14 protein-coding genes and 1 pseudogene are annotated in these 16857 nt (G+C 35.9%); 3 read left to right on the top strand and 12 right to left on the bottom strand.

Annotation, left to right across the window (positions count from 1 at the left end):
- On the top strand, positions 1 to 585 hold a 585-nt coding region (locus RTP52_RS02430; protein ID WP_312369004.1), incomplete at its 5' end, for a response regulator.
- Positions 586 to 723: 138 nt separating this feature from the next.
- On the opposite strand, the gene RTP52_RS02425 is transcribed toward RTP52_RS02430, so the two are convergent.
- From RTP52_RS02425 to RTP52_RS02405, 5 genes are all read right to left on the bottom strand, one after another.
- Positions 724 to 2124: an FAD-binding oxidoreductase gene (locus RTP52_RS02425; RefSeq protein WP_312104950.1), complete on the bottom strand. Its 1401-nt coding sequence runs from the start codon at positions 2122 to 2124 to the stop codon at positions 724 to 726.
- Between the two features lie 2 nt (positions 2125 to 2126).
- Positions 2127 to 3317: an electron transfer flavoprotein subunit alpha/FixB family protein gene (locus RTP52_RS02420; protein ID WP_312369002.1), complete on the bottom strand. Its 1191-nt coding sequence runs from the start codon at positions 3315 to 3317 to the stop codon at positions 2127 to 2129.
- Positions 3318 to 3330: 13 nt separating this feature from the next.
- Positions 3331 to 4119: an electron transfer flavoprotein subunit beta/FixA family protein gene (locus RTP52_RS02415; protein WP_312106080.1), complete on the bottom strand. Its 789-nt coding sequence runs from the start codon at positions 4117 to 4119 to the stop codon at positions 3331 to 3333.
- A 383-nt stretch (positions 4120 to 4502) separates the two neighbouring features.
- A complete protein-coding gene (locus tag RTP52_RS02410) occupies positions 4503 to 5201 on the bottom strand; it encodes a FadR/GntR family transcriptional regulator (protein WP_312106079.1) in 699 nt (232 codons plus the stop codon).
- 38 nt (positions 5202 to 5239) lie between these two features.
- Positions 5240 to 5944 carry a M48 family metallopeptidase gene (locus tag RTP52_RS02405; protein ID WP_312369000.1) on the bottom strand — a complete coding sequence of 235 codons (705 nt, stop codon included), beginning with the start codon at positions 5942 to 5944 and terminating at the stop codon, positions 5240 to 5242.
- A 311-nt stretch (positions 5945 to 6255) separates the two neighbouring features.
- On the opposite strand from RTP52_RS02405, the gene RTP52_RS02400 reads away from it, so the two are divergent.
- Positions 6256 to 6699, top strand: coding sequence for a DUF523 domain-containing protein (locus RTP52_RS02400; RefSeq protein ID WP_312368998.1), 444 nt, complete (start codon positions 6256 to 6258; stop codon positions 6697 to 6699).
- A 142-nt stretch (positions 6700 to 6841) separates the two neighbouring features.
- On the top strand, positions 6842 to 7534 hold the full coding sequence (locus RTP52_RS02395) for a lysoplasmalogenase (RefSeq protein ID WP_312106075.1): 693 nt from the start codon (positions 6842 to 6844) through the stop codon (positions 7532 to 7534).
- A gap of 80 nt (positions 7535 to 7614) precedes the next feature.
- On the opposite strand, the gene RTP52_RS02390 is transcribed toward RTP52_RS02395, so the two are convergent.
- The 7 genes and pseudogenes from RTP52_RS02390 to RTP52_RS20340 form a co-directional block, all read right to left on the bottom strand.
- Positions 7615 to 8295 (bottom strand): hypothetical protein, encoded by a 681-nt coding sequence (locus RTP52_RS02390; RefSeq protein WP_312368996.1) that lies wholly within the window; start codon positions 8293 to 8295, stop codon positions 7615 to 7617.
- Positions 8296 to 8700: 405 nt separating this feature from the next.
- The gene (locus RTP52_RS02385; RefSeq protein ID WP_312368994.1) at positions 8701 to 11970 is read right to left on the bottom strand and encodes a CARDB domain-containing protein; all 3270 of its coding nucleotides are present in this window, start codon (positions 11968 to 11970) and stop codon (positions 8701 to 8703) included.
- A 754-nt stretch (positions 11971 to 12724) separates the two neighbouring features.
- Entirely contained in the window at positions 12725 to 13435 is a 711-nt protein-coding gene (locus RTP52_RS02380; protein ID WP_312368992.1) for a tRNA threonylcarbamoyladenosine dehydratase, read from the bottom strand.
- A gap of 177 nt (positions 13436 to 13612) precedes the next feature.
- A complete protein-coding gene (locus RTP52_RS02375) occupies positions 13613 to 14533 on the bottom strand; it encodes an alpha/beta hydrolase (protein ID WP_312106208.1) in 921 nt (306 codons plus the stop codon).
- A gap of 13 nt (positions 14534 to 14546) precedes the next feature.
- Positions 14547 to 15302, bottom strand: a complete 756-nt coding sequence (locus RTP52_RS02370) for a GNAT family N-acetyltransferase (RefSeq protein ID WP_312368990.1) — start codon at positions 15300 to 15302, stop codon at positions 14547 to 14549.
- A 134-nt stretch (positions 15303 to 15436) separates the two neighbouring features.
- Positions 15437 to 16471 carry a DUF2804 domain-containing protein gene (locus RTP52_RS02365; protein WP_312106212.1) on the bottom strand — a complete coding sequence of 345 codons (1035 nt, stop codon included), beginning with the start codon at positions 16469 to 16471 and terminating at the stop codon, positions 15437 to 15439.
- Between the two features lie 241 nt (positions 16472 to 16712).
- A pseudogene (locus tag RTP52_RS20340) lies at positions 16713 to 16857 on the bottom strand (deoxyribonuclease IV); the annotation flags it as partial.

Below are 16857 nucleotides of genomic sequence, written 5' to 3'. Positions count from 1 at the left end.
AAAGATGCCTGGGAATTTATAAAAAATACGGAGGTTCAACTGCTAATTCTGGATTTGTATATGCCCAATATTTCTGGATTGGAACTTTTACAGATAATAAGAGAGGCAAAATATCAAATAGATGTAATTATGGTTACTGCAGCTAATGATGTAGAGAGTCTAGACACCGCATTACATCTTGGAATATTAGATTATCTGGTGAAGCCATTTATGTATGAGAGATTTTCAAAAGCGATAGATAAATACTTATTAAAGAATAAAATGATAAAAAGTGGTATTCATTTTAAACAGGAAGATGTAGATGAATTAATTAATTTAAGACAAGAAGCATTCGTGGAAAAACAGATGGAGTTAAGTAAAGGGCTGCAAGATAAAACAATTTACCTAATTCGAGGGTACATGAATGAAAGAAAAAATGAATTTCTAACAAGTGAAGAGATATCGGCACATACCGGGTTATCAAAAGTTACAGTTAGGCGCTATATGAATTATTTTATTGAAAGTAATGAGGTTATTAGCGAAGTAGACTATAGAACTGGTGGAAGGCCAAGTATAAAATACAAAATACAGGATAAGAGATTCTGACAGAGTGCGCTTTCCCCTGAGATTTTTTGATTTATATTAATATAAGTGTGCCCCAAACATTAGTATCATCGCCACATTAGGCAGGAATTAAAACTCCTGCCTAAAATGCCACGATATTATAGTAATAATGCTAAAATATTATTTAAAAACTTTATGTGGATTCAATATATTTTTCGGATCAAAGGCTTCCTTAATCCCTTTCATTAATTCTACAACTGCAGGATCCATCGATTCTAATAGATAGGATTTTTTTGCATATCCAATTCCATGTTCACCGGAAACCTGACCATTTAATTCTCTAGCTTTTTCATAGATGTTATCCATCGCAGCTTTCATCTTTAGTTCCCACTCTTCATTACTTAAATTATCCTTTAAGATATAGGCATGAAGGTTGCCATCTCCTGCGTGACCAAAGCTTTTGATTCGAATGTCTACTTTTTCATGAAGATTATGGATGTATTCTACCATCTCATTAACAGAGCTTCTTGGAACAACAACATCTACTTCATCCATATAGGTAGTGGATCCTTTAATAGCCTCTAAGAATGCACCTCTTGCTTTCCAGATGGATTCTTCTCTCTCTTCCGTATCAGAGATTAAAATATCGATTGCCCCCTGTTCTAAGCATATCCCCGCTACTCTTTCATAGGCTTTTTCAATTTCTTCAACGGAATTACCATCAAACTTTAATAAAAGATAAGCATCGGCAGAATTGTCAGGGAACTTCTTACCCAAATAATTTTCTGCATCCATGATTACTTCTCGTTGCATAAATTCAATGGCGGTAGGAATGGACTTTGATTTTATAATTAATGGTACGGTTCTGATGGCTTGTTCTAAGCTTGGAAATGGTATTAATAAACTGATGGCTTTTTGTGGCAATGGTAATAATTTTAGTACAGCCTTAGTTATAATCCCAAGTGTTCCTTCAGAGCCTACCATTAAGTCCTTTAAAGCATAACCGGTACTATTCTTTACAACCTTTCCACCAAAAGTTGTAATAGTTCCATTCGGTAACACCACTTCAAGTCCTCGGACATAATCTCTGGTAACTCCGTATTTAACCGCTCTCATTCCGCCTGCATTGGTGCTGATATTACCTCCTATGGTAGCTGATTTTTCACCCGGATCCGGCGGATAGAATAAGTCTCTATCTTCTACGTAAGCTGCTAGGTCCATTAATAATACACCTGGTTCTACAGTGATAGTAAGATTATCTTCATCCAGTTCCAGCATATGATTCATTAATCCAGTTTCTAACATAATACCATGTTCCATGGCCACAGAAGAACCAACTAGGCCCGTTCCTGCACCGCGAGGAGTTACTGGAATATTATTATCATAGGCGTATTTCATAATGGAAGATATTTCTTCTGCTGAGGTTACTCTTACCACTACATCAGGGTAACTTTCCGTACCGCTTAATTCGTCATGACTATATTCTTCGTTAATATTTTCTCCATGGAGTACTCTTTCTTTTTCTCCAATGACGCTATGTATGTATTCTAAATCTATCTGATCCAATCTTTTATAATTCACCGTTAAGCCCCCTTACTTGCCTTTAATTTCTCAATTAAATCCGGTATGATTTCATATAAATCTCCTACCAAGCAATCATTTGCTACTTTAAAGATTGGTGCTTTCTCATCTTTATTAATCGCAATAATATGATCGGAATGATTCATACCTGCCACAAACTGAATGGCACCGGACACACCACAGGTGATAATAAGTTTTGGTCTGACTGTTCTTCCACTTAATCCGATTTGACGTTTTGCTTCCATCCAACCAGCTTCTGCCATTGGTCTGGTGCATGCAACCTGGCCTCCTAATAAATCTGCAAGCTCCGCAATCATTGCTATATCCTCTTCCTTTTTCACTCCACGGCCTGCTACTACCAGTACATCGGCTCCTTCGATAAATTGTTCTTTTTCTTTCTTAATGATATCTAATACTTCTACATTGGTTTTTAAGAGTTCGGAATCTATAGTACAAAAAAGGATTTCACCGAATTCTGCCCTTTCTCTCTTTGGAGCATCCATAACTTTATAACGTACCGTAGCCATCTGGGGTCTGTGGTTTGGAGTTAAAATCTGTGCCATGATATTACCACCGAAAGCTGGACGGATTTGTATCAGATCAGTATCCTCATTCATATCCAGTATGGTACAGTCTGCTGTTAAACCTGTTTGTAGTCTTGCTGCCACACGAGGTGCTAACTGACGCCCCACGGTAGTTGCTCCTACTAAGATAGCCGTTGGTTTTATATCTTCTATAAAGTCTTTAAAAACTGCTGTATATGGTTCTATCTTAAAACGGTCTAATTCTATTCGATCATATACGAATATTTTATCAATGCCATAATGAAGAAGTTCCTTACATTTGTCTTTTATATTACTTCCCATCATAATAGCATATACAGGATGATGAATCTTTTTAGCAAGTTCTTTTGCCTTACCGATTAATTCATAGGTAACCGGATGAATGTCCCCATCTATATGGTCAACGTAGACAGCTATACCTTTCCATAAGGATTTATCGATTGCTTCCACTTTCTCTTCCACATAGGTTGCAGCACCTTCCGGTCCTTTTTTTACGCACAATTTACACATCTTACAGGCTGCGTTGACTCTAACTTCTCCTTCTGTTTCTTCTAAGGCACCAAAAGGACAGATGTCTATAAATTCTTTAATATTATCAATTTTACTTTGATTAATAATAAGCTTCGCCATGTTTTCACTCCTCCTATACCAGTTTTAATTCTTCCAGTTTATCGTAAAGTCGGTTTGCTAATTCAGAACCGCCACCTTTCCATATTACCTGTTCTGAATTCACTTCTGGTGGAAAAATGCGCTGTACTTGTGTTGGTGAGCCATTTAGTCCATAGTGTTTTTCATTCTTATCTTCCAAATCATCAAAAGTAATAACTGTTATTTCACGGTCTTTGGAGGCTTGTTTTTTTAGATAGGACGGCAGTCTTGGGGTAAATATGTCTTTATCTACTGATAAAAGACAAGGAAATGCCACTTTAGCTATTTCGATATCCTCGCTCATATCCATTTCCACAACGATAGAATCATTATGTATTTCTTTTATTTTACATACATTAGACACACTTGGGATCTGCAGCCATTCTGCAACTTCAGGCCCTACTTGAGCAGTATCCCCGTCTGTGGTTTGTTTACCGCATAGTATTAAATCAAACTGACCTAATTTTTTAATTCCCTGCGATATGGTATAGCTGGTTGCTAATACGTCAGCTCCACCAAATTTGCGGTCTGAAATAATTGCTCCTTTATCTGCTCCCATGGAGAAAGCTTCCCTTATAATACTCATGGCCTGATTAGGCCCCATAGTTATAACGGTTATGGTACCTCCCTTTTCTTCACGAATCCTTAGTGCAGTTTCAATGGCATATAAATCATATGGATTCATCTTAGAGCTTACGCCATTTCTTTTTAGTACACCGGTAACGGGATCTACTTCAACTTTGTTGGTTTCAGGGACTTGTTTAATACAAACTAAAATATTCACAGATCTACTCCTTTCAAAATTGGTACTACCACTTTGAATAAAATATAAAGTGGCAGCTAATTGGTAGTGCCACTTGTTGCAATAATTATATAATTATTTCATTAAAGCGTCAATATGTTACTGGTAAATATGTAATATTTATCATTTCTTTCACTTTATTTTTAAACACATTGCACAAAACATAGATAGAGGGTCTTTTGATTCAAATAGCAATTGGAATATAATTAGTTCCTTCTTCTGAATTAATCTTGGGATATAATTTCCCTTCTTTTGATTCAATCAGCAATTGGAATATAATTAGTCCCTTCTTCTGATTTTATCAGTAATTTGGATATAATATCAAATCGGGTATTCGCAATGCGCTTATGCACTTGCTCATAACCTTACTTGTCAAATTTCTTTAACTTATCATCTATTAATGCATAGTGCTTATAGATTGATTTTCTGCCCAGTTCCTTGTCTTTTGTCAGCAGACTCTTCACTATTCCCATATGAGCTTCATATAAGCCAGCTCTGCTGTCTTCACTGCTTAATATTTCTCTTCTTAAGTCCATAATAAACTGATCCACTATGGTGGACAAAGCTTGTAATATGTTAAGAATTAATACATTACCCGATGCCACAGCGATACTGTAATGCAGCTTTTTATCCAGAATCACATTATTTTCTTCCGTTACGTTCTCCAGTTGGGATATAATCTGCTCCATCTGCTTTAACTCCGGTTCTGTAATGTGGTCAATGGCTAACATTAAAGCTTGCGTTTCCAGTCCAAGTCTTAGTTGGCTGATCTGTTCATAATTAATTTGGTTTAGTAAGAACATCATGGACATAGATTCTACCAAATTATTCTCAAAGTTTCCTTGGACATAATTACCGGCCCCATGCTGGCTAGAAATAACCCCCATAATATCTAAAGTACGGACAGCTTCACGTACTGAGTTGCGGCTAACTCCCAACACTTCAGATAATTCTCTCTCAGCAGGCAGTTTATCACCTATTTTTAGCTGACCAGCCATAATCTGATGTTTAATATAATCTACTACTTTGGTATAGGACTTTTTCTGTAGCTCTTTTTCTTCCATAAGTTTCTCCTACTCTTAGACTAAGTAATAGTAATTTTTTATATTTCTAATAAGATTCCATTATCTTTTAACCATCTCTTTGCCTTAGCATAGTCAGGTAATATGTTTTCCACCTCAGCCCAAAATTCTTTTGAATGATTCATATGGCGAAGGTGACATAGTTCATGAACAACAATATAGTCTAATATTTCTGGTGGTGCAAGAATACATTTCCAATTAAAGTTTAGATTACGCTTTGTAGAACAGCTGCCATAACAACTTTTTTGTTCTTTTATACGGATAGTTCCAACGGATTCCTGCATTATATCCTTATAATATTCAACTCGACGGAGAAATTCCTCTTTCGCCGCTTTTTTATACCAAACAAGAAAAGCCTGCCTAATACTTTCACTATCCTCATTTCCGTATTGAACTGAAAATTCTGTGCCATCGAAGGATACAATTACTTTCTTAAAATCTTGATGAAAGGAACGGTGGATTGGATAACGTTCTCCACGATAAGGCATAAGACTTCCTTCTTCATAATCCGTATTTAAAACACGATTTGCCTTCTCAGCTTTTTTATGAAACATCCTTCTCTTTTGCTCTATCCAGTCAAGTTTTGACATTATAATCTGTTCAATATCTTTTTTGGGCATGCGTAACGGCGCACGAACCGTAACCGTTCCATCAGGACTTACCTCAATTCCAACGGTTCTTCGTTTACTAAACACAATTTGATATTGCAGATTGGTCGACAGCATATTTCTACCCTTTCTACTCTATGTAACATAACATAGAAAACAATTTTCTCTTTCTCCATGGTAACACATATCTATTTGAAGTGCAAAAGAAAGTATCTAATTCAGCGAAAAACTGCTATAATGATTGCATCATTTAACTTTTCAGAAGTTTACTTAATAAACTGCTGATAAATGGTGCGTTTTTTGCACCGTTATTTTGATTATCGGAACATGATTTTGTTCCGATAATATATCACTATTAACAATTGTATTAGAAAAGTTCTTAAAAATTAATGATCCACTAATTTATTTAGTTGAAAAGGAGATATCATATGAACATATTAGTGAGTGCTTGCTTACTCGGAGTAAATTGTCGATACAACGGAGAGGGAAAATTACAAGAGGATTTACTTAAGCTTCAAGAGCATCATCATCTGATACCAATTTGTCCGGAACAATTAGGCGGACTTCCCACCCCACGACCAGCTTCTGAAATACAGAATCAAAGAGTTATGAGTAAAACTGGTATCGATGTCACAGAACAATTTGAAGCAGGGGCTTTCGAATCCTTAAAACTCGCAAAACTTTATCAGTGTTCTTATGCGATTTTAAAGGAACGAAGTCCTTCCTGCGGTTTCGGTAAAATATACGATGGAAGCTTTTCTGGTTCCTTAATAGATGGTAACGGAGTTACCGCGAATTTATTAGCAGAACATGGAATCACCGTAATTGGAGAATCAAAACTATCTGAATTTATCAAACTTCTTAGAGGATAAGAAAAGAGCCAAAACTACCTGAATTTATCAAACTTCTTAACGACTAAGATTTTAATCATCCAAACCTTTATCATAAATACGTATTCTGACATGTTGTATCCGATATACATATATCAATAGGTATTTGCATGGAGGTTTACCGATGCAAGCTATCATTATCTCGATGATTGGCATTTTTCTCATGATTTTTATACTTATGCCATGCTATCTTTCTTTAAAAAGAAGTGGTAGAAACAAAAACCTTAAACTAACGGTCAAAGGAGCAACTACATTAATTGCAGTAATTCTATCCTATATAGGTTATTGGAACGCAATGACTACAGATGTTACGAATCATTTACCAGAATCATTTTTTAGTCGCTCTGTACTGATTGGACTAACGATCTGTTTATTTGCTGATGTACTACTAGAGATTCAAGTTTACATTGGAGGAATTCTCTTTTTTCTTGGTCATGTTGCTTATATCGTATACTTTATTATGCTTGGGGGATTTCCTATCATCTGTATCCCCATGATTTCAATCTTTACTGGTTCAGCACTTGTCTACTTCTATCGCTTTAGTGCACGACTGGGGAAAGAAAAGTATTTGTATAGTGTCTATGGCCTTACCATATTTACCTCTCTTTCTCTAGGTTTAACACTACCGTTCACCATTGGCATATTAGGATACCCTCTTGCCTTAGCTTCGGTTTTACTTGTCGCTAGCGACATCCTTCTTGCAAGAAACACTCTATATAAAGAAACTAGCCTTTCCGATACTGTAGCAACACTTTATTATTTTTCCGGGCAATTGCTTCTTGCTCTTACTATTTATCTTGCTGCACATTTGTATTAGAAATATTGCATAATGGATAAACTTATTTCAACCATTAAAGAACTTTTACAAAATTTATCTCTTTCAAAATGACATGGAACCTAATGTTCCATGTCATTTTTTCGATAGATACATTGCTCTTTGGTTTTACATGTAAGACAGCTTCTCTGATTACAACCATTATTCTTATGATCATTTTTTGATAAACCAATGAATCCTGTTACTGACTTTAAAGGGACTAATAAACAACGATCATTACATGTTAGACCAATCTTTTCCTTTGCATTGATACGATTTAAAAACAATGGCTGTAAAGAAAGCGGTAAGTCTCCATATCCAATTCCATATTGCCAATTGCAAAAATAATCTGGATATGCATTTGCAACAGAAAGCTCAGCTTTCGCACGTACTTCTTCCACCACAGCATTTGCAATTGCATCATAAATAAATGCCATCAACATATCAACTTTCTGTGCCCGATCTATTAATTCATCAACCCCCTCAGATAAGGTTGCACAACTAAATGCCACCTTCATACATCCAGTTAGATGCTTTTTAATATCATTTCCAAGAAATTCGAAACTTTCATCAGAAAGCATTAATCTCTCCCCTTCTCTTTTTAGATCAAACACTTCATAATGTAATTTCGGAACCATTACTTTATAGAACTCATCTTCACAAATCTTTATTTCTTCTAACATAATCTCATCCGGTTCTTGATTCTTGTAGCCAAGATATCGAATAATCTCGTCTCGATTAAGCAATGTTATATCTTTTTTCATCAATCCTTTTCCTATCTTTCTGATACAATTAGATTTCAGTGAAGTATCTTATTTGCTATTATTGATAAGTTAGTATGGTTTTAACATAATGTCAATACTAATTCATAATAGATTAGCATGTGAGACTAAATTTTATACACAGATTCGTATAGCACAGAATCTTATGTTGCCAAAGAAGTATGTCCTTAAGTAAGTTTTATATAAAAATAAGCACTGATCAAGCTTTGCTTAACAAGAATAATCACTCATCTACCTTTACTTAACAAGAATAAGCGGTAAACGGACATTTGTATCAAATGCCGTTTTCCGCTTACCTTTGTCATACTTTTTTACTAACATGCTTGTCAAAGCAGATACTCGAAATCCGCTTTGCTACTTCCTCGTATCATCTTCTGTATGGTTATACTAACGTACTGTCATCATCTTCGTCAAAGTGTTATTATCTGTATTGGATTCTGGATACCGGTTAATATCATTGATCCAAGCCATAACACTAAAAGTACCTGCCGTTGCAATATAGGTTGGACTACCAGTTGGACCACTATTTGCTGTTACCGTTACTGATTGCCCTGGCATTATTTGTGTCGTATTGTTATCAGACCAAGAGACACAGGTACCATTCACTTGGAACTGTAATCCGTTGATTGATCCTGCTGGTGCTACTCCGGTTCCTTGATTCTTAATCACTGCACTAAACGTGATCTTATTCCCACTTACTGGGCTTGCTGGAGACCAAGTAATATCTGTAACAATCATATCTGGATTACCATAAGGCCCCGGTGTTGGGGTTGGGGTAACTGTAGGTTGAACTCCCCCTTCCGTTACAGTAAGCGATTTTGTTAACATATTATTATTGGTATTAGACTCCGGATAACGATTCACATCGTTTACCCATGCAGTAATGGTATAGGTACCAGTCTTCGCTGCCCAAGTTGCAGAACCAGAAGGCCCGCTTACAGCTGTTACTGTAATAGACCCACCTGGTTGAATTTGAGTTTTATCATTATCTGACCAAGAAACACTAGTGCCATTTACTTGGAATTGAACTCCATTAATTGATCCAAGTGGCGCTACTCCAGTTCCTATATTTTTAATAACTGCACTAAATGTAACTTGATTACCATTGGTTGGGTTTGCTGGTGACCAAGTAATATCTGTAACAATCATATCCGGATTACCATATGGAACAGAAGGTGTTGGTGTTACCGTTGGTGTAGCTGTCGCTGTTGGTGTAGGCGTAACACTTGGACTTACTGTTGGTATTGGTGTTGCCGTTGGTATAGGTGTCACTGTTGGTGTAGCTGTCGGTATAATTGTAGGTACTTGCCCATGATTACCATGATCTGTTTGTATGGAACCTACTGAACGATAAGCTGGAATCGTATATGCTACATTTCCTTCATTTGTCACATTATTACGAACAACATTTGCCTGGTTAAGATAATAAACGTCTGGATACGCAATCTTTCTTAGATGCATACCGTTAATAGTGACAGATGGATTTCCGCCAAAGGACATGATCGCTGCCCCTAGATGTGGTAAGGAGGAGTATGATGGAGTATTACCATCAACACCAGTACCATAAACATAAAGATTATTGAAAACAACACTATTTACGCTATCACCAAGACGTATTCCGTCATGTTGAGCATCGTAAATATAAGTATTATCAAATGTTACGTTCTTTACAGCACCGGTTAAGTCAACTGCGCCATACTCACTTCTCCAAGTATCATAGCTACAACCACTACGAATAATTGTGTTGTTTGCAAACTGGATACTTTTTGTGCTATCAAACTTATAACCAGGGAATGTAGTATTTAAATGAATACCAGAGGACATAAAACAATCTCTAATATAATTGTTATAAATTTTATGATTGTTACCACCATAAATTGCTATGCCACCAGCACGCCAATTTAAATCAATCGAATTATAACAGAATGTGTTGTTACTTAAGTCCTTCGCAGACATGAAATTGTTATTCCACATCGCAAGTCCATCATCCCCATTGTTACGTATGGAACAATTATATACTGTTGCATTACTTGTTCCTTGACAGAAGTTCACACCATCTGCAAGATTGTTTCGAATACGACAATTTGCTATTTTAATTCCATCAGAGTAATCTAAGGTACCATTATAGTCTGCAATCCAGAATCCACATTCAAAATGTTCTACCCACAAATCATGGAACAAGGATCTACCATCGAATACATCCATGAAACCTTTGTAGATAGCATTTTCCCCATAACGGGAACGAAGATTGGAGTTAATGTACAAATTACAAAATTCAATATTCTTTGTCTTACCATCACCATTTCCAGAAATACCACCGGATTGTTGTGCTGAATTTGTAAATTGAATGTTGGTATACCACATTCCAGCACCAGTAATCATCATATCAGACGCGGATAAACGCCAAATTTGATTGATGTGGTAAGTTCCTGCTGGGAAGTAAACATCTTTACCCTTAGCATCTGCAGCAGCAACGCAAGCATTTATCGCTGCGTAATCGTCAATACCATCATCAGGTACAGCGCCAAAATCAACTACAGAATATGAACCAGCTGGTTGAGGAATTGGACCTCCCGTTTCCTCAATTTCTAAGAAATCAACCCCATAAGTAAGACCATTGGCTCCTGAACTTTGAATACGTATGGTATCTCCAGGAACTAAAGATCTGTCCAAACGAAAATGTGCTTCATCAAATGCGAAACATGCAGTACCACCACCTGGAGTATCACTAGCACCACCATTTAAATATTGCCACATGTAATACGAGGTTAAATCAACTGTTTTTACTTTAGAGCCATTCACATATACATCTAAGGAACCCTTTTGTCCCATTCCGTTCGGAGTATCCGGTAAGGTAAATCTCACAACCACACCATTACCAGAAGAGTTTACTCTCCATTCTGCATAAGAACCACTTGATGGAAGAACGACATAAGATTGATTGGATGCCTGGCTAGCAATATTCGTTAAATCCCAATTTGTTGAGTTTGCAAGCCTAGCTCCACCACCTAATGCTGCATATTCAGAATCATAGCGTACATATGGCATCGTAGCGCCAATGCTTGAAACATCGCTGTTTGGTCCAGGAACTACGATCGCATCTGCTGCAACTTTATTAGTTAGTTTACCTGCAACACCATCCTCTGGAATATGGGAAGATGAACTGTAATCCTCAAAAATCCATCGCTGCGCTGTTGTTCCATAGAAAACATCTGAATTACCACTGTTTGTATATAAATAACCACCCGTTCCACTATTTCTTGTACTCTTCCACATGTTATCAATCGTGGAAGAATCCGCATTACCTTCAATGTACCATTTACTACTCATCCATACTTCGTAAATTGTACTCTCTAACAGTGCTTTGCCACTCGCATGTTCTAAGCATAAATACGAGTTTGTTCCCATATTTTGAATCCAAAAAGTACCGTCCGATTTCTTAGTAATGCTCCATATGTAATATGGGTTTTTCTCTTGAAAACCTCCAGCATTTACATTAGTTCCAGAAGCATAAAGATAAGAACCTGTGGTAGCATTTTTAATATAAACTGTTGCATTGGATGTAATTTCTTTCGCCATTACAAATGTAGTAGCAGTTTGTACTAATAACATAATGGTAAGAAGCATCGCTAGAAATTTACTTACTTTTTTCTTCATTGTTTTTCTCCCTTCTTTTTTACTTAAACTCTCCTAACCTAATCCTTCATCACTTCTTTGGTTCTTAAAAAACGTTACTCCTTTGTTGTTTTAGCGTATGTTCATCCAACTCTTTTGTAACCCTTTTTACATTTTAATCGTTCATATCACCCTTAATAATCCACTCCAACCTCCTCCCCCATTTTTAATTTGAATTTATAGTAAAATTTAACTAGCACACTGAATAATAATTTATTGGTTTAACGTTAAACTCTATATATATTTAATTAAAGTTTACTATTATTAATTACTACATGAATAATATGTGTTTACTTAATAAAGCTTAACATGGCTTATTTGATTTAACGTTAAACCATTAATAGCTGTCTCAAATTCCTATTCCTATTCCTATTCCTATTTCTATTTCTATTTCTATTTCTATCTCTATCTCTATCTCTATCTCTTATGTTTTATTTTTTGTGCCCATCAACATAATAATTTGGTATTTTTTACTTCCTTATATGCATTATAACATATCCTTTTATCAAAATCCATAGTATTTACATTTTTATCCAGTCCCATTTAAACAATATTTAAACAATCTTAATCTATTTTGTTATTTTCTCATGATATAAATGAATGATACCTTTTTGGCAGAATCATTTAAGGGGGAAGCATGTGGAAGAAAGAAGGAGGGTCAAAAACCCCTCCTTCCAAAGTATTTCCTAATATAATAGTCTAACAGAGCTAATATAAAAACTTAAGCTCATCCCTTTTACTTACCTAACAAATCTCTAACAACAGTAGAAGCAATAATTAACCCTGCTGCCGATGGTACAAATGCGATACTACCAGGTGTTGAACGTCTTTGTGTTGGCTCTTCCGGTTGCATCACTGGTGTAATAGGCAACTCCTTTGAATATACCACCTTTAATTTCTTGATTCCTCTCTTCTTACACTCAGAACGCATCACTTTGGCAAGAGGACAAATAGAAGTTTTATAGATATCTGCCACTTCAAACTTGGTAGGGTCTAATTTATTTCCTGCTCCCATACTACACATAATTGGTGTTCCCACTGCCTGAGCTTTATCTACAAGAGCAAGCTTTCCTGCTACCGTATCAATTGCATCTACAACATAATCATAAGAAGCAAAATCAAACTGGTCTGCAGTTTCTGGCAGGAAAAAGCAACGATGAGAATGGATAATAGCATTGGGATTAATGGATTTAATACGTTTTTCCATCACATCTACTTTGTATTGCCCTACAGTATCATGGGTTGCTATAATCTGACGGTTTATATTTGATAAACAAACCGTATCATTATCAACAATAGTAATCTCTCCAATCCCACTACGAACGAGAGCCTCCACCACATAACCACCAACACCACCCACGCCAAATACAGCCACATGAGATTGTTGGAGTTTTTCTATCCCTTCTTCACCAATGATAAATGCACTTCTTTGAAATTGATTTTCCATAATAATACCCATGCCTTTCCATAGCCTGCAAACCTTAATCGCAGGCACATTATTTACAGAGCGAATTGCAAAACAATTCACTCTGTGAAAAAACTTTTTTTAAACTTTACTCTTTTTTATATTTTCTTTTTTATATTTTCTTTTTTATATTTTCTTTTTTATATTTTCTTCCTACTATTAACGCTCGTTATCGTAAAACTTTTTTATAAAATCTCTGACAACGCGTTTGTATTGTTCGTAGTCAACGACCACAGAATTTGCATGAACTGCACCTTTTGCTAAATACAATTTTTTTGGTGCCTTACATTCCTTATACATCTTAATTGACATCTGATAAGGTACATAAGTATCTTTATCTCCATGAATAAAAAGAATCGGAGTTTTGCTTTTTTTTACTCCATCAATCGGCGAAACATCTTTGATATTAAAACCAGCACGAAGCTTTAAACAAAAAATAGCGAATGGCATAAAAATAACATGTGGTATATGAAATATAGTCTTCATCTGATGTCGTAACAAAGTTCTTAAATCGGAATACCCACAATCCGCAATTGTTAAAGCAACATTGTCTTTGATATTCAGATAATTAAGTACCGTGGCTGCGCCCATCGACTCACCATGAGTTACAATACGAATGTCTTTTCCGAAATTTACATAACACCAATCAATCACTGTTTCTAGATCATATTTTTCATAGTATCCCATGGTAGTGTATTTTTTACCACTCTCACCGTGATTTCTATGATCATAAATAATTGCTGTAAATCCAAGTTCCATAAGAATATGCGCATACACGATGGCACCAAGTTTACCATACGTATAACCATGACATAATACCGCAACTTTATGGTTATTTTCAATGCGTTTTGTAACATCATTCTCTAATACAACAGCGGATAGAGTATATCCGTAACGACTTGGTATCTGGATCTTGGTTTTTTCCATGCTTTTAAAAAGATCCGGTACTATTCTTCCGTTCTCTACTTCCCGCTTATAGATATCTTCTGGTGTTTTCACCCTTGGCTTTAATATTATATTAGATAATTGATAGGTTGCTAGGAGTAAAATTAAAACTACGATACTTATTCCGATAACCATAAGTCTATCCTTCCTACTTAAAGCAGTACGTATCGTAAGGCCCAACATAGTCATAACCTAAACGCATTGCGAGACGCACTGAAGTTTCATTTGCTGCATCCCAGTGAGGTAACTTTCCTTCATCCAAACAAGTTAGGATTAATTTTGCTCCACAAGCGGTAGCAAGTCCAAGATTTCTATAATCTTTTTGGGTTACGATTTCGATTTCGATACCCTTACGATATGCCGTATAGGAGGAAGCTCCGCAGCAGATTTCTTCCCCTTTCATCACTAGGATACCAATTCCATGTTGTAAAAAATCATCCACAGACGCAAAATTACTACAAAAATCCCTGGACCAATCTTCAGACATTACTCTTTCATATAATGCTTCATCGATTCTGTGAAAGGAATATTCCTTTGATAAACCATTACAAAACTCCTTTAGTTTCATCGGATCAAATTGTTCGAAGGATGGACTATTTAAATGATACCTGGGAAAGGAGGAAAACATCTCACTATTTTTAAAGAACTTTTCCCATTCCTTGGTTTGTGGAACCATTAACATATTACCTTTATCCTTGTAGGATAACAAACCCTTAATCATCCTCTCTGCTGTTTCTTCATGAAACTCTCCTAAATTGGAAGGAAAGACAAAATCCCCCTGCAGTATAATTGTGTGATGAATTGATTCTTTATCATCCACAAATGCTTTTCCCATATAACCATCTAAGCATGCGTATATTGTTGAATCTGTAGACTTTTCATAAAATGGTTGAATTAAATTCATTTCTTGTTGTTCTAATTGATACATATTATAAAAAAGGAGCCAACTTAGACATTTCTATCTAATGCTCCTTTCCCCTTTCTTATATTATTAACAAGCATTTAAATATTTCGTATTCTCTTATGTTTTTTATTATTTTACCACTTGTTATGTACTTTTTCCGCAAATCCAAGAAAATCCGAAACTATAATCTCTGTTCCATCATCAAGGATAGCTTTCCCATTAAATCTTCCAAAGACCTGATGTTGATCACTTAATAACACATTAAAACTGGTACGTGACTTTCGATCTAATATCGGTGTAAAATCCATCTCAAATCTTTGATCAGACGATTTAAATTTCCAAGGTTTTAAGTACTCTTCCTTACCGAATTCATCCTTTGGTATTATAAACTCAATATCGTCAAGCTTATGGGCTTTTCCCTCATAGAAAATCATATTCTCTGTTGCATTTTTGGTATCACCAAAACCATAACCTAAGTTAAAACCAAATGATTTTCCATCAATCTGTCCTTGACCAGCACCCCAGTACCATACATTATCATAAGTCCAGACCCCGCGTCCCCAATCTAATAACCCTAAGCTGCTTTTTCCGAAAGAATAAGTTTTTTCCCCAATAATAACACATCCGCTCGCTTGCATGCCGATTATTTTCTGATTATAATAAAATGCTTTTTTCTTCTTAGGAAACGGTGTCGCAATTACCATCGAATCTAGCTCAGGTTTTTCTATTAAAGTAACATCAGCAAAAAAGTCTTTGTCCTTATGAAAATGTTTCATCTTTAGATAAAGATGTCTTTCCTTCCCATCGTTTTGAAAAGAAACCTCAACTCGTTTGTTTTGGTAACTAACATCACCACTCACTGAACTCTCGGGCATTTTCATGCGTCCCATAGGAATAGGAGTTATAATATTTGTTGTTTTTTCTGTCGCATTTTTAAAGTCTAAAAAAGATGCTCCCACAAGTCCCATATATCCATTATCTGCTAGAGTTAATGCAATTCCAAAATCTTCATTATAGATTAAATAATAATCCCACTCTTTGATTCGAAATGAACTTGCTTTAATATCCTTTCGTCGATAGTCTTTTACCAAGGAGGTTGCATAACCAGCCCCCGTTAGGCAACCCTTTTCATCCAATAAATTACCCCGCTGTAATAATTGGCTTCTCATACCCAATCTCCCTTCGCACAGTTACTATATACTGTTAGGCACTCGTTTAAAAATCGTAATCATCCTTTTGTTTCTTTCTGCATCTGTTTTTCGCCCAAGCTAGATTGTAATTCATCGAATAGAACAATGTGGCTTCGCCACTCTAGGCTCACCAAATCTCAAGCTTGGAGGCGAAATCACTTTGTCTAGGCGAATACACTTTGCCTAATTAGAAACCTAATTGACGAAGCGGATACAATTTCTATCGGTTATTTTGGATTTTCTCTAAGATTTGTGGATCAAATACGCTACTTCTAAACATTTCAATTTCATGTCGGTATGGTGGTAAGGATTTCGCCTTCTCATCTGGCAGACTAACATATGGCGTTTCAAGAATCTTTGGTACC

Source organism: Lachnoclostridium sp., assembly GCF_031997925.1.
Lineage (GTDB): Bacteria > Bacillota > Clostridia > Lachnospirales > Lachnospiraceae > Lachnoclostridium.
The sequence above is the reverse complement of the archived record's forward strand: the minus strand, read 5'-3'. Positions and strand labels throughout refer to the sequence as shown.

Coding starts and splice junctions, on each gene's coding strand:
- RTP52_RS02410 (WP_312106079.1), bottom strand. CDS start 5,201: ATGGAAGAAAAAGAGCTACAGAAAAAGTCCTATACCAAAGTAGTAGAT.
- RTP52_RS02395 (WP_312106075.1), top strand. CDS start 6,842: ATGCAAGCTATCATTATCTCGATGATTGGCATTTTTCTCATGATTTTT.
- RTP52_RS02370 (WP_312368990.1), bottom strand. CDS start 15,302: ATGAATTTAATTCAACCATTTTATGAAAAGTCTACAGATTCAACAATA.
- RTP52_RS02385 (WP_312368994.1), bottom strand. CDS start 11,970: ATGAAGAAAAAAGTAAGTAAATTTCTAGCGATGCTTCTTACCATTATG.
- RTP52_RS02380 (WP_312368992.1), bottom strand. CDS start 13,435: ATGGAAAATCAATTTCAAAGAAGTGCATTTATCATTGGTGAAGAAGGG.
- RTP52_RS02390 (WP_312368996.1), bottom strand. CDS start 8,295: ATGAAAAAAGATATAACATTGCTTAATCGAGACGAGATTATTCGATAT.
- RTP52_RS02405 (WP_312369000.1), bottom strand. CDS start 5,944: ATGCTGTCGACCAATCTGCAATATCAAATTGTGTTTAGTAAACGAAGA.
- RTP52_RS02375 (WP_312106208.1), bottom strand. CDS start 14,533: ATGGTTATCGGAATAAGTATCGTAGTTTTAATTTTACTCCTAGCAACC.
- RTP52_RS02365 (WP_312106212.1), bottom strand. CDS start 16,471: ATGAGAAGCCAATTATTACAGCGGGGTAATTTATTGGATGAAAAGGGT.
- RTP52_RS02400 (WP_312368998.1), top strand. CDS start 6,256: ATGAACATATTAGTGAGTGCTTGCTTACTCGGAGTAAATTGTCGATAC.
- RTP52_RS02420 (WP_312369002.1), bottom strand. CDS start 3,317: ATGGCGAAGCTTATTATTAATCAAAGTAAAATTGATAATATTAAAGAA.